This is a genomic window from Shimazuella sp. NTD250 (assembly GCF_059510375.1).
Map to the genome: position 1 here is coordinate 98,477 of NZ_JCAJZS010000007.1, position 25,491 is coordinate 123,967.

The 25,491-nt window shown below is 38.9% G+C and carries 28 protein-coding genes; all 28 read left to right on the plus strand.

The window, feature by feature from the left end; all coding sequences use genetic code 11:
* Positions 1-26: 26 nt before the first annotated feature.
* The 28 genes from rpsB to AC5WOF_RS16480 all read left to right on the plus strand — a co-directional run bounded on the left by rpsB (position 27) and on the right by AC5WOF_RS16480 (position 25,468).
* Positions 27-731, plus strand: a complete 705-nt coding sequence (gene rpsB, locus AC5WOF_RS16345; protein ID WP_240876723.1) for a 30S ribosomal protein S2 — start codon at positions 27-29, stop codon at positions 729-731.
* A 124-nt stretch (positions 732-855) separates the two neighbouring features.
* Positions 856-1,509, plus strand: coding sequence for a translation elongation factor Ts (gene tsf, locus AC5WOF_RS16350; protein ID WP_496051020.1), 654 nt, complete (start codon positions 856-858; stop codon positions 1,507-1,509).
* Positions 1,510-1,575: 66 nt separating this feature from the next.
* Positions 1,576-2,304: a UMP kinase gene (gene pyrH / locus AC5WOF_RS16355; protein ID WP_496051021.1), complete on the plus strand. Its 729-nt coding sequence runs from the start codon at positions 1,576-1,578 to the stop codon at positions 2,302-2,304.
* A 32-nt stretch (positions 2,305-2,336) separates the two neighbouring features.
* Entirely contained in the window at positions 2,337-2,858 is a 522-nt protein-coding gene (gene frr / locus AC5WOF_RS16360; protein ID WP_496051118.1) for a ribosome recycling factor, read from the plus strand.
* A gap of 93 nt (positions 2,859-2,951) precedes the next feature.
* On the plus strand, positions 2,952-3,722 hold the full coding sequence (gene uppS, locus AC5WOF_RS16365) for an undecaprenyl pyrophosphate synthase (protein WP_496051022.1): 771 nt from the start codon (positions 2,952-2,954) through the stop codon (positions 3,720-3,722).
* A gap of 191 nt (positions 3,723-3,913) precedes the next feature.
* Complete coding sequence (locus tag AC5WOF_RS16370) at positions 3,914-4,717, plus strand: phosphatidate cytidylyltransferase (protein WP_496051023.1); 804 nt, start codon at positions 3,914-3,916, stop codon at positions 4,715-4,717.
* Between the two features lie 39 nt (positions 4,718-4,756).
* The gene (locus AC5WOF_RS16375) at positions 4,757-5,905 is read left to right on the plus strand and encodes a 1-deoxy-D-xylulose-5-phosphate reductoisomerase (RefSeq protein ID WP_496051024.1); all 1,149 of its coding nucleotides are present in this window, start codon (positions 4,757-4,759) and stop codon (positions 5,903-5,905) included.
* Positions 5,906-5,917: 12 nt separating this feature from the next.
* Positions 5,918-7,183 (plus strand): RIP metalloprotease RseP, encoded by a 1,266-nt coding sequence (gene rseP, locus AC5WOF_RS16380; protein ID WP_496051025.1) that lies wholly within the window; start codon positions 5,918-5,920, stop codon positions 7,181-7,183.
* Positions 7,184-7,198: 15 nt separating this feature from the next.
* Positions 7,199-8,893 (plus strand): proline--tRNA ligase, encoded by a 1,695-nt coding sequence (locus AC5WOF_RS16385; protein WP_496051026.1) that lies wholly within the window; start codon positions 7,199-7,201, stop codon positions 8,891-8,893.
* Positions 8,894-9,395: 502 nt separating this feature from the next.
* Positions 9,396-10,262 (plus strand): hypothetical protein, encoded by an 867-nt coding sequence (locus tag AC5WOF_RS16390; RefSeq protein WP_496051027.1) that lies wholly within the window; start codon positions 9,396-9,398, stop codon positions 10,260-10,262.
* Between the two features lie 3 nt (positions 10,263-10,265).
* Positions 10,266-10,853, plus strand: coding sequence for a class D sortase, LPxTATN-specific (srtD, locus tag AC5WOF_RS16395; protein WP_496051028.1), 588 nt, complete (start codon positions 10,266-10,268; stop codon positions 10,851-10,853).
* A gap of 361 nt (positions 10,854-11,214) precedes the next feature.
* Positions 11,215-11,667 (plus strand): ribosome maturation factor RimP, encoded by a 453-nt coding sequence (gene rimP, locus AC5WOF_RS16400; protein WP_496051029.1) that lies wholly within the window; start codon positions 11,215-11,217, stop codon positions 11,665-11,667.
* A gap of 19 nt (positions 11,668-11,686) precedes the next feature.
* The gene (gene nusA / locus AC5WOF_RS16405; protein WP_496051030.1) at positions 11,687-12,760 is read left to right on the plus strand and encodes a transcription termination factor NusA; all 1,074 of its coding nucleotides are present in this window, start codon (positions 11,687-11,689) and stop codon (positions 12,758-12,760) included.
* A complete protein-coding gene (rnpM, locus tag AC5WOF_RS16410) occupies positions 12,757-13,035 on the plus strand; it encodes an RNase P modulator RnpM (protein WP_496051031.1) in 279 nt (92 codons plus the stop codon). Before nusA ends, rnpM begins: the two co-directional genes overlap by 4 nt.
* Entirely contained in the window at positions 13,025-13,324 is a 300-nt protein-coding gene (locus AC5WOF_RS16415; RefSeq protein ID WP_240876735.1) for a YlxQ family RNA-binding protein, read from the plus strand. The genes rnpM and AC5WOF_RS16415 overlap by 11 nt, the downstream gene beginning before the upstream one ends.
* Before the next feature lie 17 nt (positions 13,325-13,341).
* Entirely contained in the window at positions 13,342-15,534 is a 2,193-nt protein-coding gene (infB, locus tag AC5WOF_RS16420) for a translation initiation factor IF-2 (protein WP_496051032.1), read from the plus strand.
* Positions 15,535-15,816 carry a DUF503 domain-containing protein gene (locus tag AC5WOF_RS16425; protein WP_496051033.1) on the plus strand — a complete coding sequence of 94 codons (282 nt, stop codon included), beginning with the start codon at positions 15,535-15,537 and terminating at the stop codon, positions 15,814-15,816.
* 12 nt (positions 15,817-15,828) lie between these two features.
* On the plus strand, positions 15,829-16,176 hold the full coding sequence (gene rbfA, locus AC5WOF_RS16430; RefSeq protein ID WP_240876738.1) for a 30S ribosome-binding factor RbfA: 348 nt from the start codon (positions 15,829-15,831) through the stop codon (positions 16,174-16,176).
* Positions 16,177-16,188: 12 nt separating this feature from the next.
* Positions 16,189-17,133: a DHH family phosphoesterase gene (locus AC5WOF_RS16435; RefSeq protein WP_496051034.1), complete on the plus strand. Its 945-nt coding sequence runs from the start codon at positions 16,189-16,191 to the stop codon at positions 17,131-17,133.
* The gene (truB, locus tag AC5WOF_RS16440; protein ID WP_496051035.1) at positions 17,130-18,035 is read left to right on the plus strand and encodes a tRNA pseudouridine(55) synthase TruB; all 906 of its coding nucleotides are present in this window, start codon (positions 17,130-17,132) and stop codon (positions 18,033-18,035) included. Before AC5WOF_RS16435 ends, truB begins: the two co-directional genes overlap by 4 nt.
* Complete coding sequence (locus tag AC5WOF_RS16445; RefSeq protein ID WP_496051036.1) at positions 18,035-19,015, plus strand: bifunctional riboflavin kinase/FAD synthetase; 981 nt, start codon at positions 18,035-18,037, stop codon at positions 19,013-19,015. The genes truB and AC5WOF_RS16445 overlap by 1 nt, the downstream gene beginning before the upstream one ends.
* Positions 19,016-19,150: 135 nt before the next feature.
* The gene (gene rpsO / locus AC5WOF_RS16450; protein WP_496051037.1) at positions 19,151-19,420 is read left to right on the plus strand and encodes a 30S ribosomal protein S15; all 270 of its coding nucleotides are present in this window, start codon (positions 19,151-19,153) and stop codon (positions 19,418-19,420) included.
* Positions 19,421-19,531: 111 nt separating this feature from the next.
* Positions 19,532-21,655, plus strand: a complete 2,124-nt coding sequence (gene pnp, locus AC5WOF_RS16455) for a polyribonucleotide nucleotidyltransferase (protein WP_496051038.1) — start codon at positions 19,532-19,534, stop codon at positions 21,653-21,655.
* Between the two features lie 111 nt (positions 21,656-21,766).
* The gene (locus AC5WOF_RS16460) at positions 21,767-22,729 is read left to right on the plus strand and encodes a polysaccharide deacetylase family protein (RefSeq protein ID WP_496051039.1); all 963 of its coding nucleotides are present in this window, start codon (positions 21,767-21,769) and stop codon (positions 22,727-22,729) included.
* Between the two features lie 114 nt (positions 22,730-22,843).
* Entirely contained in the window at positions 22,844-24,040 is a 1,197-nt protein-coding gene (locus AC5WOF_RS16465; RefSeq protein ID WP_496051040.1) for a M16 family metallopeptidase, read from the plus strand.
* 36 nt (positions 24,041-24,076) lie between these two features.
* Positions 24,077-24,520 carry a dUTP diphosphatase gene (dut, locus tag AC5WOF_RS16470; protein ID WP_496051041.1) on the plus strand — a complete coding sequence of 148 codons (444 nt, stop codon included), beginning with the start codon at positions 24,077-24,079 and terminating at the stop codon, positions 24,518-24,520.
* A 90-nt stretch (positions 24,521-24,610) separates the two neighbouring features.
* Positions 24,611-24,799: a Spo0E family sporulation regulatory protein-aspartic acid phosphatase gene (locus tag AC5WOF_RS16475; RefSeq protein WP_496051042.1), complete on the plus strand. Its 189-nt coding sequence runs from the start codon at positions 24,611-24,613 to the stop codon at positions 24,797-24,799.
* Positions 24,800-24,859: 60 nt separating this feature from the next.
* Entirely contained in the window at positions 24,860-25,468 is a 609-nt protein-coding gene (locus tag AC5WOF_RS16480; protein WP_496051043.1) for a DUF4291 domain-containing protein, read from the plus strand.
* The last annotated feature ends 23 nt before the right edge of the window (positions 25,469-25,491 follow it).

A 25,491-nucleotide genomic window follows, 5' to 3' on the forward strand; every position in this document is an offset into this window, starting at 1 on the left:
TTAAAAACCATAAGGAGGCTGAATTCATGGCAGTTGTATCCATGAAACAATTATTAGAAGCAGGTGTTCACTTCGGTCATCAGACTCGTCGTTGGAACCCAAAAATGAGTCGTTTTATTTTTACTGAACGTAATGGTATTTACATCATTGATCTACAAAAAACAGTGAAAATGATGGAACAAGCATACCAATTTGTTCGCGATCTATCTCGTGAAGGTGGAAATGTATTATTCGTTGGAACAAAAAAACAAGCACAAGAAGCAGTAAAGGATGAAGCAATTCGTTCTGACATGTTTTTTGTAAATCATCGTTGGTTAGGTGGAACATTGACCAACTTTGGAACTATCCAAAAACGTATTCAACGACTACATGAGCTAGAGCGCATGGAAGAAGACGGTACTTTTGAAGTACTTCCTAAAAAAGAAGTTGTTCTCTTGAAAAAAGAACAAGCTCGCTTGGAGAAATTCCTTGGCGGTATTAAAAATATGAAAAAACTTCCTGATGCAATCTTTATTATAGATCCTCGTAAGGAACGGATTGCTGTTGCAGAAGCTCGCAAATTAAACATTCCGATTATCTCTATTGTAGATACTAACTGTGACCCAGACGAAGTAGATTATGTAATTCCTGGTAACGATGATGCTATCCGCGCTGTGCGTCTATTTACTGCTAAAATCGCTGATGCGATTATTGAAGGAAGACAAGGCGAACAACAAAGTTCAGCTTCGTAAGTTTTTTGCGTAGGGGTGGTAGAGCCACCCCTTTTTATTAGTAGTTTATTGTTAAATGGTTTCATTTTGGGAATTTGACCATATAGATGATTAATTGATTTGTAGTGAAAGGTAGTGGCAATAGATGGCTATTTCTGCATCAATGGTAAAAGATTTGAGACAAAAAACAGGCGCTGGAATGATGGATTGCAAAAAAGCGCTTACAGAAACAAATGGCGACATGGAGAAAGCAATCGAATACCTTCGTGAAAAAGGTATCGCTGGTGCTTCTAAAAAAGCAGATCGTATCGCTGCAGAAGGTATAGTTGAGTCTTACATACATGCTGGCGGCCGTATTGGTGTGCTGGTAGAAGTAAACTGTGAAACAGACTTTGTTGCAAAAACTCCTGAATTTGGAGCATTTGTAAAAGATATTGCTATGCAAATCGCAGCAATGAATCCAAAATATGTTCGTCGTGAAGATGTTGGAGAAGAAGAAGTAGAAAAAGAACGTGAGATTTTGAAGCAACAAGCACTTCAAGAGGGCAAACCAGCTAACATTGTGGATAAAATGGTAGAAGGTCGTCTTGTAAAACACTTCAAGGAAATCTGTTTACTTGATCAAGTATTTGTAAAAGACAATGACAAAACGATTGATCAATTGGTAAAAGAGCAAATTTCACGTATTGGAGAAAATATTACTATCCGTCGTTTTGTTCGTTACGAACTTGGAGAAGGTATTGAAAAGCGCCAAGACAACTTTGTAGAAGAAGTAATGTCTCAGGTAAACAAAGGCTAAAGCGATATGGGGAGCACATTTCGTGTATCCCCCTTTTTCAAATACTGACAGAAAGGTGGGGATCGTGTGAGCACTCCCAAATATAAACGGGTTGTCTTAAAGTTGAGCGGTGAAGCACTAGCTGGTGAGCAAGGGTATGGGATTGACTCAGCGGTACTTACTTCTATTTCCCGTCAAATCAAAGAGATCATTCATTTAGGTGTAGAGGTTGCAATAGTAGTAGGCGGAGGAAATATTTGGAGGGGTATTGCTGGAACGAAACGCGGGATGGATCGTGCCACAGCTGACTACATGGGGATGTTAGCTACGGTAATGAATTCACTTGCACTGCAAGATTCCTTGGAATCCATGGATGTAGCTACAAGGGTACAGAGCTCTATCGAAATGAGACAGATTGCTGAGCCTTATATCAGACGAAGAGCTATTCGCCATCTAGAAAAAGGACGGGTTGTGATTTTTGCAGCCGGAAACGGTAATCCTTACTTTTCAACAGATACGACAGCTGCTCTACGGGCTGCGGAAATAGAGGCAGAAGTCATTCTCATGGCGAAAAATAATGTGGATGGTGTTTATAACACAGATCCACGCCTCGATCCAAATGCTGAAAAATATGATACACTTACTTTCCTAGAAGTATTGAACAAAGGATTAGCCGTAATGGATTCTACAGCTTCTTCCTTGTGTATGGATAATAATATTCCTTTGATTGTATTCAATATTACGACAGAAGGTAATATTCGCCGGGTATTAATGGGTGAATACATAGGAACTGTTGTGAGGGGGAATCACACTTGATTAATGAAGTAAAATCAACTGCTCAAGATAAGATGGAAAAAGCGGTTCAAGTATTAAAACGGGATTTAATGTCTCTTCGGGCGGGGCGTGCTAATCCTGCTTTATTGGATAAAGTGATCGTAGATTATTATGGAAGCCCCACACCAGTAAATCAACTGGCAAACATTAGTACACCAGATCCTCGTACTTTGTTTATCCAACCATGGGATAAATCAGCTGTAGCACAAATCGAAAAATCTATCCTCAAATCCGAACTAGGTCTTACACCAAATAATGATGGTTCTTCCATACGAATCACAATTCCACCACTAACAGAAGAGCGTCGAGCAGATTTAGTAAAAGTAGCGAGAAAAACTGGCGAAGAAGCAAAAGTAGCTGTACGAAATATACGCCGAGAAGCTAATGATGAATTGAAAAAGTTAGAAAAAAACGGTGAAGTAAATGAAGATTCTTCTCGTCGTGGCCAAGAAGAGATTCAAAAAGTAACTGATCAATTCATCAAATTGATTGATAAGGTAGTTGCTGATAAAGAAAAAGAGATAATGGAAATTTAACATTGGGTAATAGAAAACTCCTTCATTTGAAGGGGTTTTCGACTACACCTTTTTTATCCACAGAAGCAATTTTCAGTGGCGGAGGTATATATTATGCGGTTAGGATTAAAGGGGCTGTTTAACCAACACAACCAAGGTAATGGTCTTACTGAGGAGATTGATAAACAAACTTTGCCAAAACACGTAGCCATTATCACAGATGGCAATGGCCGCTGGGCTAAAAAACGTGGATTACCGAGGACAGCTGGTCATGCAGCAGGTATGAGGAGAGTAAGAGAAACGATTAGAGCAGCAAATGATTTGGGGATTGAAGTACTCACTTTCTATTCTTTTTCGACTGAAAATTGGAAAAGACCTAAAGAAGAAGTAGACTATCTTATGAAATTGCCTGTCGAATTCCTAAAAACAGATTTACAAGAACTAATAGATCGTAATGTTAAGGTGCAAATGTTGGGAGAAAAACGACAAACCCCCAATTTTACTCAGGAAGCTCTAACGAAATTTGAGGATAAAACCAAACACAATACAGGTATGATTTTAAACTTTGCAATCAACTATGGTTCGCGTGATGAAATTCTTTCCATGATCCAACAGATTATAGATGACGTTGAATTGGGAAATATTAGTAAAGAAGACATATCTGAACAAGTAGTCAGTGAACGCTTGCTTACTAAGGGATTGCCTGATCCAGACTTGGTGATCCGATCTAGTGGCGAGATTCGAATAAGTAATTTTTTGCTCTGGCAAATTGCTTATAGTGAGTTTTGGTTTACAGAAGCACTCTGGCCTGATTTTTCGAAAGAGATGTTCTTTGAAGCAATAAAGGAATATCAACGGAGATCGAGACGATATGGATCTCTCTAAAAAGGGTAACATTATTAAGTTGGAAAATAGCGAATCGTGACATTATGATTCTGCCATATCTAATGGATTTGTATTTTGCAATTCCTGTAAGGGAGGTAGGACAGGGGAGGATAGTTGCTCTCGGTTAAAAACTGAGAAATCCCGACATTCCTCTACACCAACGTCATAAGGTGGTTATCCTGTCGGCAATTATGAAAGAACGCATCATTTCAGGAGTACTAGGAGCAGGTTTCTTTTTGCTCGCATTATGGCTAGGCTCTTGGTGGTATTCTACATTCATTTGGATACTGGCATCCATCTGTTTTTTGGAATACTGTCGTCTGTTCGGATATTCATACCGTAAACCCCAAGTAATCCTTGGGTTGGTGTTCGTTTTCTTGATTATTGTCGCTGGATTACGGACGCAATTAAGGTTAGAGTCTATTGCCTTGTTACATAGTGAAAATATGTTAATTCTTATTTTGGTTGTATTTCTTGCTTTATTGGTATTTTCTCGTAATCAGTTTGATATTTATCAAATGGCGCACTTATTTATTGGTACGATATACATAGGTCTTGGTTTTTCATATATGATTAATATTATTTGGCATCCGAATGGTTTTTTATGGGCATTGTTTATATTGTTAATCATTTGGGCTAACGATACAGGTGCGTATTTTACTGGAAAAAGTTTGGGTAAACACAAGCTATGGCCTTCGATTAGTCCTAATAAAACCATTGAGGGTTCTGCTGGCGGAGTATTAGTTGGTTTAGTAGTTAGTGGCATTTTTGGGTATCTGTTCCCGCAGATTTGGTCAATTGAATCTGCGATAGGATTAGGATTCCTTATTTCGGTAGTAGGGCAACTAGGAGATTTAGTTGAATCTGCTATTAAGAGGACCACTGGGACAAAAGATTCAGGTCGGATTCTTCCAGGACATGGAGGTATTCTCGATCGGTTTGATAGTTTAATTTTCACTTATCTTATTCTTCATATCTTTACTGGTTTTTTTTAGAGAGAAGATATTTAATGGGAATGTAAAAGGAGAACATAGATGTTAGAAAAAATATCTATCTTAGGTTCAACTGGATCTATTGGAACCAGTACGCTAAATGTAGTTAAGCAGCATCCAGAACAATTTCAAGTGGTTGCTCTAGCTGCTGGTAGTAACATTGAAGAAATGATCTATCAGGCACAATTTTTTCGGCCTAAATTAATTTCCATGTCTACAAAAGAATTGGCCGATAGAGTAGCTAGAGAAATTCCTGATACAATCAAAGTGGTATGGGGAGATAAGGGTTTATTAGAAGTGGCAACGCATCCAGATTCGACTTATGTTGTATCCTCTCTCGTTGGTAGTAGAGGATTAGAACCTACTTTAGCTGCAATCGAGGCAGGTAAAAAGATCGGTCTTGCCAACAAAGAATCATTAGTTACAGCTGGTCATCTTGTGATGGATCTCGCTAAAAAAAATAAGATAGATATTTTACCGATTGATAGTGAACACTCTGCCATATTTCAGTGTTTAAATGGGGAGAGAAGAGAAGATGTTAAAAAGTTAATATTAACAGCTTCTGGAGGAGCATTTCGTGATTTTTCAAGAGAACAGCTAGCAGATGCTACTCCTGAGATGGCTTTAAAACATCCAAACTGGGCAATGGGAGCTAAGGTTACCATTGATACTGCTACTTTGATGAACAAAGGATTAGAAGTAATGGAGGCACATTGGCTGTTTTCTTGTCCTTATGAACAGATCGATGTGCTAGTTCACCCTCAAAGCATTATTCATTCGATGGTTGAATTCCAAGATGGGGCGGTGATGGCGCAGTTAGGTATACATGATATGAAAGTACCTATTCAGTACGCACTGTCTTATCCTAAAAGATTGTCACTTGCAATGCCTTCCTTGTCTTTGAGTGAAATCGGACAGCTTACATTTGTAAAACCAGATTATTCTCGTTTTCCTTGTTTAGAGATGGCTTTTGAAGCTGGTAAGGCTGGAGGAACAGTGCCTACTGTTTTAAATGCTGCAAATGAGATTGCTGTCGAGAAATTTTTAAATAAATCTATCCCTTTTTTAGGAATAGAGGCTATGATAGAAAGAACACTAAGTAAACATGTATCTATCAATAACCCACAACTAGAAGACATTCAACATGCAGACCAGTGGGCACGTGAATTTGCTCGTCAATTAACCCTATAGGTGGTGGTGTTGGTGCACGTATTGCAAACTGTTATTTCATTTGTTTTGGTTTTGAGTGTATTGGTGTTTGTGCACGAACTTGGTCATTTTCTGTTTGCAAAAAGAGCTGGAATATTGGTACGTGAATTTGCAATTGGTTTTGGTCCTGTTGTTTTCTCAAGAAGAAAAGGAGAAACACTATATGCCATACGCCTATTACCTTTAGGTGGATTTGTTCGTATGGCGGGAGAAGATCCAGAGATCATTGATATCAAGCCAGAATCAACACTTTATTTGGATTTCCAAAATGAGTTGGTTAAAGATATCTGGATGTTCAAACCAGACCAAACAGAAAAAATGATTTCGGGTACCTTAGTGGAAATGGATACAGAAAAAGATCTATTTCTTACTGTTCGATTGGAAACAGGAGAACAAGTACGTTATGCCTTGCATCGTGAAGCATTTATTCATCTGAGCAAATCAAATGAGATGCAAATTGCTCCACTTGATCGTCAATTTAGCTCTAAAACAGTTGGACAAAAAGCACTAACCATCTTGGCTGGACCTGTATTTAATATTATTTTGACGATTATCCTTTTTGGGATTTATACATCCGTTACGGGTATAGAGGCAAAACTTCCTATTCATACCGTGACGAAAGACTCGCCTGCTCAAAAAGCAGGGTTAAAACAAGGAGATCTTATTGAATCTGTTAATGGTCAGCGTGTCAGTACAATAGATATGCTTCGTATCCAATTGGTCAATTCAAAAGGAAAACCTGTACCTTTCCTAATTAAACGTGGAAATCAAGAATTGCATCTAAATATTGCCCCTAAGAAACAAGGTGATGTTTATATAATTGGGACAACATTTGATGAAAGACAAATGAAACGAAAAGCTACATTTGGTGAAACCATTCAGGAAGGATTTAAACAGACCTATAATTGGTCAGTAGTGATACTAGATGGTTTCCGGAGTTTAGTAACAGGTCAGATATCAGTCAAAAGTCTAGGTGGACCAGCGCAGATGGGTTATTTGACAGGGAAAGCAGCTGATGCTGGATTTATCGCTCTGATTAAATGGACAGCTCTTCTTAGCTTAAATCTTGGGATTTTCAACCTACTTCCTATTCCTGCATTAGATGGAAGTCGTCTTTTCTTTATTATTATAGAGGGATTGAGAGGACGGCCTATCAATCCAAACAAAGAGAGTTTAGTTCACTTTGTAGGGTTTGCAATGTTAATGATGCTAATGATTTTTGTAACATACAACGATATAGTAAAAATATTTTTTACCTAGAGAAGAGGAAGGATTTTGAGACAGAAGACTGCACTTATCCCTACACTTAGGAGTGTTGCGGAAGCAGAAATGATCAGCCATCAATTATTGCTCCGTGCTGGTTATATTCGCCAAGTGGCAGCAGGAGTGTATAATTATTTGCCATTAGCCCAACGAGTATTGCAAAAAATTTCTAAGATTGTTCGAGAAGAAATGGATCGGATTGGTTCACAAGAACTACTAATGCCTGCTCTCAATCCAGCTGAACTATGGCAAGAATCTGGACGATATGATACATATGGTCCAGAATTAGTGAAATTACAAGATCGTCATGAGCGCAATTTTATTCTTGGTCCGACTCATGAAGAAACCATAACCGATTTACTCCGTAAAGAAGTAAACTCATACAAAAAGTTACCGATGACACTTTATCAGATTCAAACCAAATTTCGTGATGAAAAGCGTCCTCGTTCAGGGCTATTACGCGGTAGAGAATTTATTATGAAAGATGCATATTCTTTTCATGCTGATCGCAAGTCGCTAGATGAAACTTATAAGGATATGTATCAAGCATATGTCAATATTTTTACCAGATGCGGGCTGGAGTTTGGAGCGGTTGAGGCGGATTCAGGATCTATAGGTGGAAAGGGAACCCACGAATTTATGGTGTTCTCTGAGGCCGGCGAAGATAAGATCGCGATTTGTACATCTTGTGATTACTCTGCGAATATTGAAATGGCTGAGATTATGATAGATGATGTTATTCGTTCAGAGAAGCAAGATGTTCAAGCAATGGAGAAAATCTATACACCAAACATAAAAACAATTGATCAACTTGCATCATATCTTCAAGTTGCTCCGAGTTCTCTAGTAAAAACTTTATTATTTATTGTAGATGATAAGCCTGTGATGGTTTTGGTTCGTGGAGACCATGAAGTAAATGAAGTAAAAGTGAAAAATGTATTAGAAGCAACAACATGTTCTTTAGCAGATGAAGCAACCATCTATAAAGTTACTGGTGCAACCCCAGGTTCACTTGGACCAGTCCATGTAAATGAAAAAATAACTATTCTTGCAGATTTTGCTCTACGCGGATTTGATGAATGGCATACTGGAGCTAATGAGACAGACTATCATTTTTTACATGCCGTAGAGGGAAGAGATTTTGAAGTTAGCAAGTATGCAGATTTGCGTACTGTGGAAGAGGGAGACAAATGTCCGCGATGCAAAGGGACAATCCGCTTTCAAAAAGGTGTTGAAGTTGGACATATCTTCAAACTAGGTACTAAGTACAGTGATGCTATGAGAGGTACTTTTCTCGATGAGAATGGTCGGGAACAAACCTATATTATGGGTTGCTATGGAATTGGTATATCTCGAACACTCTCTGCTGTCGTAGAACAACATCATGATGATGGTGGAATCATTTGGCCGGAATCTATTGCTCCATATGCAGTACATCTTATTGCAGTAAATATGAAAGATAAAAACCAAAGTGAGCTAGCCGAAAAGCTATATCGACAATTGATGCAAGCAGGTATTGAAGTTTTATTTGATGATCGTCCAGAGAGAGCTGGAGTTAAATTTAAAGATGCAGATTTAATTGGTATTCCCAAACGAATTGTGGTGGGGTCAAAAGCTGAGGATGATATAGTGGAACTAAAGTTTCGTCGTACTGGTGAAAGTCAAGAACTTAGTGTGGAAGAGCTTTTAGATATAATGAAAAAATAATTGATCAAGCCCCTTTTCTTTTTAGAGAAGGGGTTTTATATGGTAGGACTCAGGTACCAATGAATTAGATTCAATGATTTATCCTTTTTGTACTAAATATTGCTTTTTAGGCATGATACTTTTTGAAACTTAATTATACAAATTGTTTTCTCTATGGTCATTTTAGCAACTTTTTTGGAAATAAGATTGTATATTGTTGCTGATGAAGTGGTAGGAAATGATAAATTCTAATAGAGAGTGTTTTTATTTTCTTTATTAAAATTGCATTATTTTGTTGGATAGGTTATTTGGCCAAATTTTAAAAAAGGCCTAAGATTTTGAAGGGAAGCTATTCATGTTCTATCTAAAAAGTTGTAACTTATAACAAATTTATTAAACATTGATTATTTCAATTGACACTGATTTCTCTGAACACTAAGATGAGAATAGACAGATAAAGAAAAGTATTCCATACATTTATGGTTGAAAAAGGGAATAGAACAAAAGGAAAGGTTGATTATATTTGAAGAAAAAAGTAGCAACAGGCTTTTTTGTTCTAGGTTTATCCGTTTTTGCTTTAAGTCCAGCAGCATTAGCGGCGAACAAAAATTTAGTAGATTTAGATGCAAAAGTAAAAATTCAAGTTCCTGGTACCGATGATGGTAAGCCACCATGCACAGGCGTTGATTGTGATGAAAACGGAGACAATGGTGGAAGCACCGACAACGGCGGAACTACCGACAATGGTGGAAGTACCGACAATGGTGGAAGTACCGACAATGGTGGAACTACTGACAATGGTGGAACTACCGACAATGGTGGAACTACCGACAATGGTGGAACTACCGACAATGGTGGAACTACCGACAATGGTGGAACTACCGACAATGGCGGAACTACCGACAATGGCGGAACTACCGACAATGGCGGAACTACTGACAATGGTGGAACTACTGACAATGGTGGAACTACTGACAATGGTGGAACTACTGACAATGGTGGAACTACTGACAATGGTGGAACTACCGACAATGGCGGAACTACCGACAATGGTGGAACTACCAATAATGGTGGAACTACCGACAACGGTGGAACTACTGACAATGGCGGAACTACCAATAATGGCGGAAGCACCGATAACGGTGGTGTAGATTCTCCTGAAAATAATGGTGGGGTAGATGCACCAAGCACAAACACACCTGTTGTAGTTGCGCAAAATAGCAATACCTCTGCTAATTCTACCACTGTTTCTGATACAACTTCAGATCAACCTACTACCGTTAATGGTGGAGAATTACCAAAGACAGCTACTCCTTTACCACTTGCTGGATTGATTGGTGCAGGTCTTGCTTTTCTAGGCCTAGTTCTTCGTAAAAAAGTGAAAATGTAGAACATGAAAAAAATACCACTCTTGTTGATGGCAGCAGGAGTGTGCCTGATGTGCTATTCCCTATTCGCATACGTACCTCAAATGTTTATCGGCAGTTCGGTCAATAAGTCGGATATCGACAAAGTAATGGCAGAAGCAAAAAATCAAACAAATGTGGATAAGCGAATTTTATATCCGACCCGACCCAAAACTGGTGAAAAGGTTGGGGATCTTATCATCCCTAAACTAAGTGCCAGTTTGCCTATCATTGAAGGTACAGATCCAGATGAATTGGAAAAAGGTGTAGGTCACTTTGCGCAAAGTGTACTTCCGGGTGAGAAGGATAACTCCGTTTTAAGTGGTCATAGAGATACGGTATTTCGCAATGTGGGTAAACTGAAGATTGGTGACCAATTGGTTACTAAGACCAGTGCAGGTGTTTTTACTTATAAAATCGTAAAAATGTGGATAGTAGATGCTAATGATCGAACCGTTATAGTCTCTCATAAAGGAAAGCAGATCCTAACCCTTACTACTTGTTATCCTTTTAACTGGATTGGTCCCGCTCCAAAGCGGTATATCATACAATCGGAATTAATAAAAACAACATAGTTCTTTCCTTTTTTTATCAACCAAGAGGCAGGAGTCATCCTCCTCTTTTTTTTTAAATAAAATGGAAGCGCTATTTATTCTTCTATACGATTTTTTTGCAAATAGGAGTCTCAATGAATAGGAATCGAAAAAAGACACTAAAAATTAGGTAGTTTTAAAAATCTGATTGTGTTATAATCTTTTTGGCAATACTACACACATTAACTACATTTGTTTTTGCAGATGTGAAATTCTTCACCTTATAGAAACACTTCAGGTGGAGTGCTTTTCTAGGGAATGGTGATTTTAGATAGGCTCCTATGAAAGAGTGGGTAAACACCCACTCTTTGCATTTTAAAAGCTACTTATGGAGGTAGTATTCTTGAGTCGACAAGTTGTAGAGCAAGTAGAAAAAATTGCCGTTCCACTCCTCCAATCTTTAGAACTGGAATTGGTAGAAGTGGAATATAAAAAAGAAGGGTCGAATTGGTTTTTGAGAGTTTTTATCGATGGGATTAACAAACCAGTCGATTTGGACGATTGTGCTAAAGCTAGTGAACAGCTTAGTTTAGCATTAGATGAAAATGATCCAATCCCTGGAAACTACTATTTGGAAGTTTCTTCACCAGGTGCAGAGAGACCATTGAAAAAAGAATCCGATTATCAAAAAGCAATTGGAAAAAATATCCACGTTAGTACATATGAACCTATTGATGGCCAGCGTAAGTTCGAAGGGATACTTGAAAATGTTACACCTGATGAAGTTGTAGTTGCATCACAGGTAATTCCTCGAAATAAAATAGCAAGTGCTAGACTAAGCGTGGTTTTTTCATGATGAAGGGAGGATTATGCCGGTGAATGCGGAGTTCATCGAAGCGCTCGGTCAACTAGAGAAAGAAAAAGGTATCAGCAAGGATATCTTGATCGACGCAATTGAAGCAGCATTAATATCTGGGTATAAACGAAATTTCCATTCTGCTCAAAATGTAAGAGTGGATATTAACAGAGAGTCTGGTAGAGTTCGTGTGTTTGCACGTAAAAATGTTGTAGAGGAAGCATTGGACCCTCGTCTAGAGATTTCCTTAGAAGCAGCAAAAGAAATCAATCCTAACTATGCGTTAGATGATGTTGTGGAAATCGAAGTAACTCCTGCCGATTTTGGACGTATTGCAGCACAAACAGCAAAACAAGTAGTAACACAACGTATTCGAGAGGCAGAAAGAAATATCATCTACTCTAATTTTATTGATAGAGAAGAAGATATTGTAACTGGAATTGTGCAGCGCTCAGATAATCGTAACTATTTTATTGATTTGGGTAGAGTGGAAGCATTATTACCTCATTCAGAAACTATGCCAGGTGAACGATTTAAACACGGTGATCGTGTAAAGACGTTCATCACGAAAGTAGAAAAATCAACCAAAGGTCCACAGATTTTTGTATCTCGTACACATCCAGGTTTATTAAAACGTCTGTTTGAATTAGAAGTTCCTGAAATTTTTGATGGTGTAATTGAAATCAAATCCATTGCACGTGAAGCAGGCCAGCGATCAAAAGTTGCAGTGACTTCACGGGACCCCAATGTAGACGCTGTTGGAGCATGTGTAGGTCATAAAGGAGTTCGTGTTCAAACAATCGTCAATGAGCTTCGTGGAGAAAAGATAGACATTATTCGTTTTTCTGATGATTTGACTGAGTGGATAGCATCTAGTTTGAGTCCATCTAAAGTAACTTCCGTGGAAATTTTTGAAGAGGAAAAGATGGCAAGAGTAGTTGTTCCTGATCACCAGTTATCATTAGCTATTGGAAAAGAAGGACAAAATGCTCGTTTAGCTGCTAAACTTACCAATTGGAAAATAGACATCAAGAGTGAGTCTGAAGCAGGAATAGAATTTACACCTGCTATTTCTGAGGATGAGATCGAGTGAAAAAGAAAAAAATTCCAATGCGAAAATGTATTGTCTCTCAAGAAATGTTTCCTAAAAAAAGTCTTATCCGTGTAGTGAGAACACCCGAAAATGAAGTATTGATTGATCCGACAGGCAAGAAGTCTGGGCGAGGTGCTTATCTATGCGCAAAAGTCGAATATATTGATTTGGCTCAAAAGAAAAAAGCGTTAGAGCGCGTTTTTCAAACAAAAATTGATTCTGCTTTGTATGATCAACTTAGGGAGTATGCAGAGGGAGTTTCACATGAAGAATAATTTCTTTCAAGTGTTAGGTCTAGCACAGCGAGCACGCAAGTTAACTCTGGGAGAAGAGTTTGTTCTTCAATCTGTACGAAATGGTCAAGCTAAATTGGTTATTTTAGCTACTGATGCAGGTAAAAATACAACAAAAAAGTTCACAGATAAGTGTAGTTCTTATCAAGTGCCTTTGTTACAAGCAGGCACAAGATATGAGCTTGGGGCTGCGGTAGGAAAAGGAGAACGAGTCGTAATGGCAGTTACAGATGTAGGTTTCTGTCAGATGTTAAGGGGGCTCGTTACGTAACTAATGGGGGTGAACGGATGACGAAAATCCGTGTATATGAGTATGCCAAAGAGAAAGACATGAGTAGTAAAGAAGTTTTAAACATATTAGAAAAAGTAGGCATTCCTGTAAATAACCACATGAGTATCATGGACGAAACTGCAACAAAAAAAGTGGAAGAGTTTGTAACGAAATTAAAACAGGGGTCTACAACTGCAAAACAGGAGAAACCGAAAAGTCAGAAACAAACTGTACAACATGGGGCGGCGAAGTCTATGGAACAAACAAACAATTATTCTCAAGAAGAAATACAAGAAAAAGGCCAACCTTCTTCTCGAGCGAACCAAGAGCCAATTAAAAAAAATAAGCAAACACGTAGTAACAATTCTTTTTCCAAAGGGAAAGGCCCAAGAGGAAAAGGAAATCGCAAAAGAAATGATAAAAGATCACAAAACAGGGAAAAACAAGCACCAGTATTGCCAAAAGAAATCACTGTATCTGGTCCTCTTTCTGTTGGAGAATTTGCCAAGTTATTGAGAAAAGAAGGATCTGAAGTAATCCGCAAACTAATTCCAATTGGTGTTATGGCGACGATTAACCAAGAAATCGATGTAGAAACAATGTCACTAGTAGCAGAGGAATTTGGAGTTGAAGTGATCTATAAAGAGGAGTTTGATGAATCGAATATCGAAGAGATTGAAGAAGTAGATTCAGAAGAAAATCTTTTAGAACGTCCTCCTGTTGTAACGATCATGGGGCATGTAGACCATGGAAAAACAACTTTATTGGATAAAATTAGAAGTACGAATGTAACCTCCGGGGAAGCAGGAGGGATTACTCAGCATATTGGTGCTTATCAAGTGGAAATTAATGGTAAGAAAATTACATTTCTAGATACCCCTGGGCATGCTGCATTCACAACGATGCGTGCTCGAGGCGCGGAAGTTACGGATATTACCATTCTTGTTGTTGCTGCGGATGATGGGGTAATGCCACAAACAGTTGAGGCGATTAATCATGCTAAAGCTGCAAATGTTCCCATAATAGTAGCTGTCAACAAAATGGATAAACTAGATGCAAATCCGGATCGTATCAAACAACAGTTAACCGAGTATGGATTGGTACCAGAAGATTGGGGAGGAGACACCATATTTGTCCCTGTATCTGCCATAAACGGAGAAGGTATGGAAGATCTTCTGGAGATGATACTATTAGTATCAGAAGTACAAGAGTTACGAGCAAATCCAGATAAACGTGCTCGAGGTGTTGTTATCGAAGCAGAGCTGGATAAAGGACGAGGTGCTGTTGCTACTGTACTTATCCAAAATGGTACCCTAAAGGTGGGAGACGGAATCGTCGCAGGAAATTATTTTGGCAAAATCCGAGCAATGATCAACGATCATGGCCGTCGAGTCAAAGCAGCGCCGCCTTCCATGCCTGTTGAAATTTTAGGTCTCCCAGATGTCCCAAATGCAGGGGATCCCTTTATAATATTTGATGATGAGAAAAAAGGTCGAGCTATAGCTGATAAACGGAACCAAAAACAACGAGAAGAAGAGCGTGGTGCGCGGTCACGTGTAACCCTTGATGATTTGTTTAAACAAATTCAAGAGGGCGAAGTGAAGGAATTAAATGTTATTATTAAAGCAGACGTACATGGATCTGCTGAAGCAATGAAAGGTTCCTTAGAAAAGATTGATATTGAAGGAGCTCGAGTGAAAATCATTCATACTGCTGTCGGGGCTATAACCGAATCAGATGTGATTCTCGCCTCTGCTTCTAATGCGATCATTATTGGCTTTAATGTACGTCCAGAACCAAATGCTCGGGCAACTGCTGAACAAGAAAAAGTAGAAGTTCGCTTACATCGAGTTATTTACAAAGCAATAGAAGAAATTGAAGCTGCAATGAAAGGCTTATTAGACCCAGAGTATGAGGAAAAAGTAGTAGGTACAGCTGAAGTGAGACAAATCTTTAAAGTTTCACGTGTCGGTACGATTGCAGGGTGTTATGTGATCGAAGGCAAAGTAGTACGTGATGGAAAAGCAAGACTGATTCGTGATGGCATTGTTGTCCATGAAGGTAATCTGGATACCTTGAAACGCTTTAAAGATGATGCAAAAGAAGTTGCACAAGGTTATGAATGTGGTATTACATTAGAAGGTTATAATGATATGAAAGAAGGGGACTTGATCGAGGTTTACGTCATTGAAGAGGTAGCGCGTACGTAATTGTTTATTGGATTATTGACGTGTGATGGAAAAATCCCCACTTCCCTCTCGCTTAAAGACAAGAGAAGAGTGCTACAGTCTGTACTTACTCGTATCAAGAACAAATGGAATCTTTCCGTTTCAGAAGTTGGAAGACAAGATGATCGCCAAGTGTTTGAGCTTGCCATTGTTGGGGTAGCAACAACTAAGCATGTGGTGGAAAAGGAGCTTCAGCTCGCTTTAAAACTTTTAGAAGCGACAGATGAAATGATGATCTTTCATATTGACATCACTTTTGTGTAGGAGGTGTCGCCCTTGGCACGCATCCGTGTGAGCCGCGTTGGCGAACAGATCAAAAAAGAGCTTAGCCAAATTATTCAACAGGAAATAAAAGATCCTCGAATCGGTTTTGTTACCGTGACAGCAGTAGAGATGAGTGGTGATCTGCAACTTGCAAAAGTTTATGTGAGTATCTTAGGAAGCCAATCGGAGAAAGATGAATCAATTGCGGCATTAGAAAAAGCAAAAGGTTTTATTCGCTCTGAAGTAGGACGTCGGGTACAACTCAGACATGTACCTGATATCCAGTTTTCTATTGATCATTCACTTGATCATAGTGATCAAATTACGCGATTGCTTCATGATGTACGAGACGAAGATTAGGAGAAACGGTTTATGTTAGACTGGACAAGTGCTACTCAAACACTTAAAAATGCTAGTCAAATCCTAGTGGTTTCACATGTGAATCCAGATGGAGACGCTATTGGTTCTACATTAGCAATGGGATTAATAGCAAAATCACTTGGTATTTCGGTGTCACTTGTAAATGAATCGCCTGTTCCTGAAAAACTCGCTTTTTTGCCAGGGACAGAGCTTATTCAGTTATCGTCTCAAGTAAAAAAACGTTTTTCTGTTATTATTACAGTTGATGCTGCTGATATTTCCCGTATTGGGGAATGTCAGCAGCTTTTTGCCGATGATCCAATTATTATCAACATTGATCATCATGCAACAAATGACCAATTCGGCACCATTAATATTGTGAAAGCAGACGCAGCTGCGACAGTAGAAATTTTGTATGACTGGGCTGCATATCTAGATATTCCTATATCCAAGCAATTAGCTACCGTTCTTTATGCTGGTTTATTGACCGATACAGGTGGATTTCGCTATTCCAATACATCACCGAATGTATTACGAATTGCAGCTAATTTACTAGAGGCTGGTGCAGACTCCTATGAACTTGCGGATCGTTTGTTGGAGTCCATTAGTGTACGATATTTGGCACAATTAAAAGAAGCTCTAGGGACAATGCAGATTGTACTTGATGGAAAAGTAGCCTATCTTACTTCAGAAGAAGAAGATAACGATGGATTGGTTAATCTAGCTCGAAATATAGAAGGGGTAGATGTAGGTATTCTATTTCGACCCATAGATGAACACCATATAAAAGTAAGCATGCGTTCTCGTAATATTATCGATGTATCTCAAGTAGCTCTTTCGCTAGGTGGCGGTGGCCATGCTAGAGCAGCTGGTTGCACGGTCAAAGGCACAATGAACGAAGTGATTCATAAAGTACTAGAGAAAATGACGGAAGCTTTTGAGGGCGTGAATGAATGACATTGCATGGTATTATACCTGTATGGAAACCAAAAGGGCTTACATCTCATGATGTTGTAGGGCGTATTCGAAGATTGGCCGGTCAAAAACGAGTAGGACACACTGGAACGCTTGATCCAGAAGTAGAAGGTGTACTACCAATTTGTTTAGGACAAGCTACTAGACTTGTTGAGTATATTCAAGATTTACCAAAACGTTATACAGGAACGATGGTCCTTGGTATCTCTACCGATACAGAAGATCAAACAGGGACTATTATGGAACAAGTGGAAGTTACAACTGATTTGTTTCCATTGGAAAAAGTTATAGAGCATTTCCGAGGCGAGATTGAACAAGTTCCTCCCATGTATTCAGCAGTGAAAATAAAAGGGGAGAGATTGTATGAACTTGCTCGAAAAGGAAAAGTGATAGAACGACCATCCAGATGTGTAACTATATATCAATTGGATATTAAGCAGATCGACTCAAAAGATCATCCTATGTTTTCTTTCGATGTTACTTGTTCAAAGGGGACTTACATTCGTACGTTATGTGTGGATATCGGCAAATTTATGGGTTATCCAGCACATATGAGCAAGTTGACAAGAGTGCAGAGTGGTCCTTTTCAAATCGCTGATTGCTATACATTTGATGAGTTGGACACGGCAAAAGATCATGGCCTGTTTTCTGATACTTTAGTTGCTATGGATGAAGCACTCTGTCATCTACCAGCAGTTGTAGTCAGTCAAGAAGATGGAAAACGTGTACTAGATGGAAATGTATTTGATTGGGATGCTACATTAGATAGTTCCAGCTCTACTATGGTTCGCATGTATGATGAAACAGGTAAATTTTATGCAATTTACGAGATCCATCATCAAGAATTAAGACCAGTAAAAGTATTTCGGGATGTGCATGAATAATGAAAACGATAGAAATTACGTACCCATTTGATGCTAAACCAATGCCTGCCGAATCAACTAGCTTAGCTATTGGTTTTTTTGATGGACTACATTTGGGACATCAGGCTGTAATTAAAAAGGCAATTTCCAAAGCAAAAAAATTAAATATCCCTCCTGCGGTCATGACTTTTTCTCCTCACCCGAGAGAAGTGCTTGGGAATACTACTTTTATGGGCTATCTTACACCATTAAAAGAAAAACTGTATCAGTTGGAGCAACTTGGTATAGAACAAGTGTATGTAGTTACCTTTAATCAATCATTTGCCAATTTAGAAAAAGAAAAATTTATTTCCGATGTTTTAGTACCATTGAATGTATCGGCTGTGACTACAGGTTTTAATTTTACTTTTGGTCATCGGGGATTAGGTACAGCTAATGATTTGATGAAATTAGGAGAAGGTTTGTTTGATGTGAAGATTGTTGATCCTATAATTATGGGGGATCAGGCAGTCAGCAGTACTAGAACGAAAAATGCCTTGTCTTCAGGTGACATTTCTCTAGCTAATGATCTTTTAGGTAGACCATACCGTATTCAGGGTGAAGTTGTACATGGAGATAAACGGGGTCGGCAAATTGGTTTCCCTACGGCAAATGTAGAGCCCAATCAACCCTATTATCTTCCCGTTCACGGTGTTTATGTTGTAAGGGCATATTTCAAAGAATCGGTAGGATATGGGGTAATGAATGTTGGTGTGCGACCTACATTTGACAAATCAGCCGTAAAAACCAAATTGGAAGTGCATCTCTTTGATCAATCCCCCCATTTGGATCTTTATGGTGAAGTATTACAGGTAGAACTACTGCACTATTTAAGAAAAGAAGCGAAGTTCTCCTCCATAAAATCTCTTGTAGAACAAATTGAATTGGATCGCACCAATGCAACACAATGGTTATCAGATCAAGATATTTCCCTCGATGATAGGAAAAATATCTTGATTTAGAAGACTTATCGGCAAACATTTACAATGAACTTTCTTTACGCTATAATGGCTAAGGAACCGTGACTCGGTTTTCCGTTTGCCTCAACGGTACACTGGGTTATTGGGGTTTACTGAATTTATGGAGGTGAAAGAAAGATGACTATTACTCTTGAGAAAAAACGAGAAATTATTAATGAGTATAAAACGCATGAGAACGATACTGGATCTCCTGAAGTTCAAGTAGCGATTTTGACTCATCGAATCAACGAGTTGAATTCCCACTTGCGGGATCACAAAAAAGACCACCACTCACGTCGTGGTTTGCTCAAGATGGTTGGACAACGTCGTAACTTGCTTACTTATTTAAAAGATAAGGATGTTACTCGTTACCGTGAGCTAATTCAAAAACTTGGATTACGTAGATAAAGCGGGGGTATTACACCCCGTTTTTTTATACCTTTTGAAATTTGGTAAAGCAGGAAATACTAATAAAAACGAGAATAGAAAATTGTTAAACGTCTGAAAGGAGGCAATGAAGTGGAGTCACAACTGTTTGAAACAGAGCTTGGAGGACGAAAACTTTCATTTGAAATTGGCAAATATGCAGCTTTAGCAAATGCATCAATCATGGTGAGATATGGAGATTCTGCGGTTCTTGCAACAGTAGTTGCTTCAAAAGAGCCTAAAGAACTGGATTTTTTTCCACTTACTGTTAACTATGAAGAGCGATTGTACGCAGTCGGAAAAATACCTGGCGGTTTTATCAAAAGGGAAGGGCGTCCTAGCGAGAAAGCCATTTTAGCTAGCCGACTAATTGATAGACCGATCCGACCATTATTTCCTGACGGATTTCGCAATGAAGTTCAAGTGGTGACAACAGTTATGTCCGTGGACCAAGACTGTTCTACGGAAATCGCTGCGATGATAGGTGCGTCTCTTGCCCTTTCGATTTCATCCATTCCTTTTGCGGGACCAATAGCTGGTGTAATTGTAGGGCGTGTTGATGGAAAACTAATCATCAATCCAACTGTTTCCCAGATGGAAAAGTCAGATTTGCACTTAGTCGTTGCTGGAACAAAAGATGGCATTAATATGGTGGAAGCTGGTTCAAAGGAAATTCCAGAATCTATTGTTCTAGAAGCCATTTTATTGGGGCATGAAGAAATTAAAAAGATAGTAGCGATTCAAGAAGAGATAGTTGCTAAGTGCGGAGAACAAAAAATGGTTCCTGAGCTCGCAACTATCGTTGAAGATGTACAAAGTCGTGTGCGTGACCTAGCTTTGCCGGAAATGATTTCAGCGATTCAAGTAGTGGAAAAACAAGCTCGTCAAGCAGCAATTGATGAAGTGAAGAAATCCGTTATAGAAAAATTGCAAAATGAATATTCGGAAGAAGAGTACGCAGAAAAAGAAAAAGATATCCATAAGACTCTTGATTTGATTGTCAAAGAAGAAGTGCGTCGACTCATATTAGAAGAAGGCAAGCGACCAGATGGACGTACTACAGATGAAATTCGTCCACTATCTAGTGAGATAAACATCTTACCACGTACCCACGGATCAGGTCTATTTCGCAGAGGGCAGACACAGGTATTGAGTATCTGTACATTAGGGGCTTTAGGTGATGTACAAATACTAGATGGATTGGATTTAGAAGAATCGAAACGTTTTATGCATCATTATAACTTTCCGCCTTTCAGTGTTGGAGAAGCAAGACCAATGCGTTCTCCCGGCCGGAGGGAAATTGGACATGGTGCTTTAGGAGAACGTGCGTTAGAACAAGTAATTCCAAGTGAAGATGAATTTCCTTATACTATCCGATTGGTGTCTGAAGTATTGGAGTCCAATGGCTCTACTTCTCAAGCGAGTATTTGTGCTTCAACTCTTGCACTCATGCACGCTGGCGTACCCATTAAAGCACCTGTAGCAGGTATTGCAATGGGTCTTGTGAAAGAAGGAGAGTTGGTCAGTGTTTTAACGGATATTCAAGGAATGGAAGATCACTTAGGAGATATGGACTTTAAAGTAGCTGGGACACGCAAAGGTGTTACTGCACTTCAGATGGATATCAAGATTGCTGGAATCGATCGTCCAATTTTAGAAAAAGCGCTTCAACAAGCAAGTAAAGCAAGGCTTACCCTTTTAGATAATATGGAAACTACCATTAAAGAGCCTAGTAAGCAGCTTTCAGAATTCGCACCCAAAATTGTGACCATGCGCATTCATCCAGATAAAATTCGCGATGTGATTGGACCAAGTGGTCGTGTGATCAACAAAATCATCGAGGAAACAGCTGTAAAAATCGATATAGAGCAAGATGGTCGGATATACATTGCTTCCTCTGATAGCGAACAAAATGAAAAAGCGAAGAAAATAATTGAAGATCTCGTTCGGGAAGTGGAAGTTGGACAAACGTATCTCGGTACCGTGAAGCGTGTAGAGAAGTTCGGTGCATTTGTGGAGCTTTTCCCAGGCAAAGAAGGTTTGGTACATATTTCTCAACTAGCCTTAGAGCGTGTTGCAAAAGTGCAAGATGTGGTCTCAGTAGGAGATCAAATCATGGTAAAAGTTACAGAAATAGATGACCAAGGTCGTGTGAATCTCTCCCGTAAAGTATTGCTAAGAGAAGAAGAAGCGAGAAAAAAAGAAGCATCGAAGTAATAATGAGAGTCAGATATGCCAAAATGGTAAATCTGTCTCTTTTTAGTTTGGATATAAACATTTATCTATACCTCTTCTCATAAGGTAAGTCAAGAGAGGAGATGACAAGCCTTGAAAAAGAACTATTATATTATAGGTATTTTGACGTTGATTGTCGTTACGATTATCTGCTATCATTCTCCAGTGTTTGTATATATATCCGCAATCCGTAATCAATCTGCAATTCCAACATTTTTATCAGATGATATCCAATTAAAAGCAAAGATCGATCAAGAAGCTCCCAAACACGAAAAAGCTCCTATTAATGCGCGAAATGACCGTGTATGGAAGTTAGTTCCTGGTTTGGATGGTTTCATAGTTGATAAAGAAAAAACATATGAAAAGACAAAGCAGCTCCATAGTAAACAAATTCAATGGGTTTATAAAGCTGTGAAGCCAGCTGTTGATTTAAAAGACTTAGGGACTGGACCCATTTTTAAAGGTAACGAACAGCAACAAGCTGTAGCCTTAATGGTCAATGTAGCTTGGGGAACCGAATATTTACCAAAGATGCTTCAAATCTTTCAACAGGAAAAGGTAAAAGTCACGTTTTTTTTGGACGGTACATGGTTAAACAGTCATCGCCAAGAAGGTTTATCGTTGGAGAAAGCAGGACATGAGATAGGTAATCATGGGTACACACACCAAATGATGAGCCAAGTTCCTGTAGATAGAATGAATAGGGAAATTGGCAGAACAGAAGAAGTAATCAAACAAGTTTTTCATCATCCTAGTAAATGGTTTGCACCTCCAAGTGGTGATTTTAACAACAGGGTGGTACAAATTGCTAGTGACTATCATCTCGGAACGGTTTTATGGACACTAGATACGATTGATTGGCGAAAAACTACTTCTTCTTCCTCTATGGTGCAAAAGATTGGTTCCAAAGTAGAGCCTGGTAATTTAATTTTGATGCATCCAACAGATCGAACCGTATCGGCGCTTCCTGGAATGATCCGTGCTATTAAACAAAAAAAGTTAGCTCTAGCAACTGTTTCAGAAGTTCTATCCACAAAACGAATGAATATTCGTTGAGTGATTTCCTGGAATCTGATATAGTGAAAATACTGCTTGAATTTGGCATTGCCAGTAGCATGCTAGGGGGTTTTTTACATCATTACCTATACGTTAACAAATGGAATACGCATTGTGGCAGAGCAGATTCCTCATGTCCGTTCCATCGCTTTGGGAATCTGGATTGGTGCAGGTTCGGAGAGAGAGTCAAAAACTATAAATGGTATATCTCATTTCATGGAACACATGCTCTTTAAAGGCACTACAACTCGCACAGCGAAACAAATCGCAGAAGGTTTTGATCAATTTGGCGGTCAAGTCAATGCGTTTACATCAAAAGAAGTGACATGCTACTATGCAAAAGTGTTAGATCAACATTTTGAAATGTCTTTGGATCTTTTAGCCGATATGTTTTTTCACTCCACCTTTGATGAACAAGAAATGGAGAAAGAGAAGAAAGTTGTATTGGAAGAAATAGCGATGGTGGAAGATACACCAGATGATTTGATCCATGACATACTATCGGAAATTTCTTTTTCTACTCATCCTCTTGGTTTTCCTGTTATTGGCACGATGGAAAATGTATCTTCCTTTACCCGAGATCAACTGATTGCTTATCGAGAACAGTATTATAATCCACATAACGTGGTCATAGCTCTTGCAGGAAATCTTCCTGATGATTTTATTTTGCAAGTGGAGAAGTATTTTTCCCAACACCGTGGAGAGAATACAGCATCGGATAATTCCCTTCCTACCTTTACTTCACAAGTAATAGCGAAACAAAAAACGACAGAACAATCGCATCTTTGTATTGGATTCCAAGGGCTTTCCGTGAAAGATGCTCAAATATATCCTCTTATTTTATTAAACAATATCCTTGGTGGAAATATGAGTTCTCGTCTTTTTCAAGAAGTACGAGAAGCCAGAGGGCTTGCATATTCCGTCTATTCGTATCACTCTTCTCACCGTCATAATGGATTATTTGCGATTTATGCAGGTACGAAGCATGGACAAGAACAAGAGGTTTGCAATGTGATTGCAGATGTACTTCATCAACTAACTGTTCAGGGAGTTTTGGAGGAAGAGCTAAGAAAAGCACAAGAACAATTAAAAGGCAGTATGATGTTGGGATTAGAAAGCACCAATAATCGAATGAGTCGTTTAGGTCGAAATGAATTGTTGTTACAAAAGCATCATTCCTTGGATGAGATTATTGGCAAAGTAGAACAAGTGACCTTAGATAGCGTCAATAAATTAGCCAATAAAATTTTTCATTCAGAGAAGTCAATGGCTGTCATTTCGCCTGATGGAAAATTGCCTACTATTACATAAACTTTTACATAAACTTTTTTAAGGAGTAATTTTGACATGTTAACTGTTCAATTATGTCGTGTTCTAGGAAATGATGATTTAGCACTTCCAGTGAAAATGTCTAGTGGTGCTAGTGGATTTGATCTATGTGCTGCTGTGACAGAAGAATTGGTTTTACAACCTGGGGAGTGGAGATTGGTTCCTACTGGGATCTCTATTGCAATGCCAGAAAACTTAGAAGCTCAAGTACGTCCAAGAAGTGGTCTAGCATTTAAACATGGTATTACTATGTTAAATTCACCAGGAACGATCGATGCAGATTACCGTGGAGAAATCAAAGTAATCATGGTTAACTTTGGAGATCAACCCTTTCGCGTAAATAGGGGAGATCGTATTGCACAACTTGTTTTTCAAGAGGTAGCAAAAGTTCAACTAGAACAAGTAGAAGAATTGGTTAGTTCTGCTCGTGGAGCAGGTGGATTTGGACATACTGGCGTATAAGTATAAAGAAGATAAATATGGGTCAAATGTTAGAGAAGAAGTGTATAGCTACCAATTTACCATTCTATGCTAGGGCAGGGGGATCTTTCCATGGAAGATGCACGTCCATTGAAGCGTTTAGAAGAAGAGTTGGAGCGAGTACGCAAAAAGTTACATCAATCTGTTAAAGGAGAACCAAGTAGATTGTTGGATCCTACCGTTTTGCCCATTAGTCGTGAATTAGATTTACTCATCGTTCAATATCAAAATTTGAAAGCGCGATATATGGCACCTGTTTAGGTGCTATTTTTATGTTCAAGTGGTAGAATGGTGCCCATGAGCAAGCTAAGGAGTGACAGCATGAGATTTATTAACACTGCTAATTACCTCACATTAAAACAAACATGGCCAGAAAGTGGCCAACATATACTTGCAGCCTATGATGAAACATCGATTACGGTATATCAAGCTTATAACAAAAAAATTGCTTCTTATGCAGTTGATCATCAAACATTTGGCGGAGAATTTTCGATGAACCGAATGACTTGGATCAAGCCCAATTTCCTGTGGATGATGTATCGATCAGGCTGGGGAACGAAGCCAAATCAAGAAGTTACGTTAGCTATTCGTTTAAAACGAGAGGGATTTGAACATATAGTTAACTCAGCAGTGCACAGCAGCTATCAATCTTCTTACCAAACACAAGAAAACTGGAGACAAGCAGTAAAAAAATCCTCTGTACGGCTTCAATGGGACCCTGACCACGATCCGTTCGGTCAAAAACAAGAACGGAAAGCGATCCAGTTAGGATTAAGAGGGGAAAGCTTGCAGAGATATGTAGAGGAATGGATCATGGAAATCGAAGATATATCTGCTTTTGTGGAGGAACAACGACAGTTTGTAAATGAAAAAGAAACCCATCATCTGCAAGTGCCTGATGAAAAGGTTTATAGTATTACCTCTAAATAAGCAGGGATGGTGACTGCTGATGC

Coding starts and splice junctions, on each gene's coding strand:
- rpsB (WP_240876723.1), top strand. CDS start 27: ATGGCAGTTGTATCCATGAAACAATTATTAGAAGCAGGTGTTCACTTC.
- tsf (WP_496051020.1), top strand. CDS start 856: ATGGCTATTTCTGCATCAATGGTAAAAGATTTGAGACAAAAAACAGGC.
- frr (WP_496051118.1), top strand. CDS start 2,337: ATGGAAAAAGCGGTTCAAGTATTAAAACGGGATTTAATGTCTCTTCGG.
- uppS (WP_496051022.1), top strand. CDS start 2,952: ATGCGGTTAGGATTAAAGGGGCTGTTTAACCAACACAACCAAGGTAAT.
- AC5WOF_RS16370 (WP_496051023.1), top strand. CDS start 3,914: ATGAAAGAACGCATCATTTCAGGAGTACTAGGAGCAGGTTTCTTTTTG.
- AC5WOF_RS16375 (WP_496051024.1), top strand. CDS start 4,757: ATGTTAGAAAAAATATCTATCTTAGGTTCAACTGGATCTATTGGAACC.
- srtD (WP_496051028.1), top strand. CDS start 10,266: ATGAAAAAAATACCACTCTTGTTGATGGCAGCAGGAGTGTGCCTGATG.
- AC5WOF_RS16415 (WP_240876735.1), top strand. CDS start 13,025: ATGAAGAATAATTTCTTTCAAGTGTTAGGTCTAGCACAGCGAGCACGC.
- infB (WP_496051032.1), top strand. CDS start 13,342: ATGACGAAAATCCGTGTATATGAGTATGCCAAAGAGAAAGACATGAGT.
- AC5WOF_RS16435 (WP_496051034.1), top strand. CDS start 16,189: ATGTTAGACTGGACAAGTGCTACTCAAACACTTAAAAATGCTAGTCAA.
- truB (WP_496051035.1), top strand. CDS start 17,130: ATGACATTGCATGGTATTATACCTGTATGGAAACCAAAAGGGCTTACA.
- AC5WOF_RS16445 (WP_496051036.1), top strand. CDS start 18,035: ATGAAAACGATAGAAATTACGTACCCATTTGATGCTAAACCAATGCCT.
- rpsO (WP_496051037.1), top strand. CDS start 19,151: ATGACTATTACTCTTGAGAAAAAACGAGAAATTATTAATGAGTATAAA.
- dut (WP_496051041.1), top strand. CDS start 24,077: ATGTTAACTGTTCAATTATGTCGTGTTCTAGGAAATGATGATTTAGCA.
- AC5WOF_RS16475 (WP_496051042.1), top strand. CDS start 24,611: ATGGAAGATGCACGTCCATTGAAGCGTTTAGAAGAAGAGTTGGAGCGA.
- AC5WOF_RS16480 (WP_496051043.1), top strand. CDS start 24,860: ATGAGATTTATTAACACTGCTAATTACCTCACATTAAAACAAACATGG.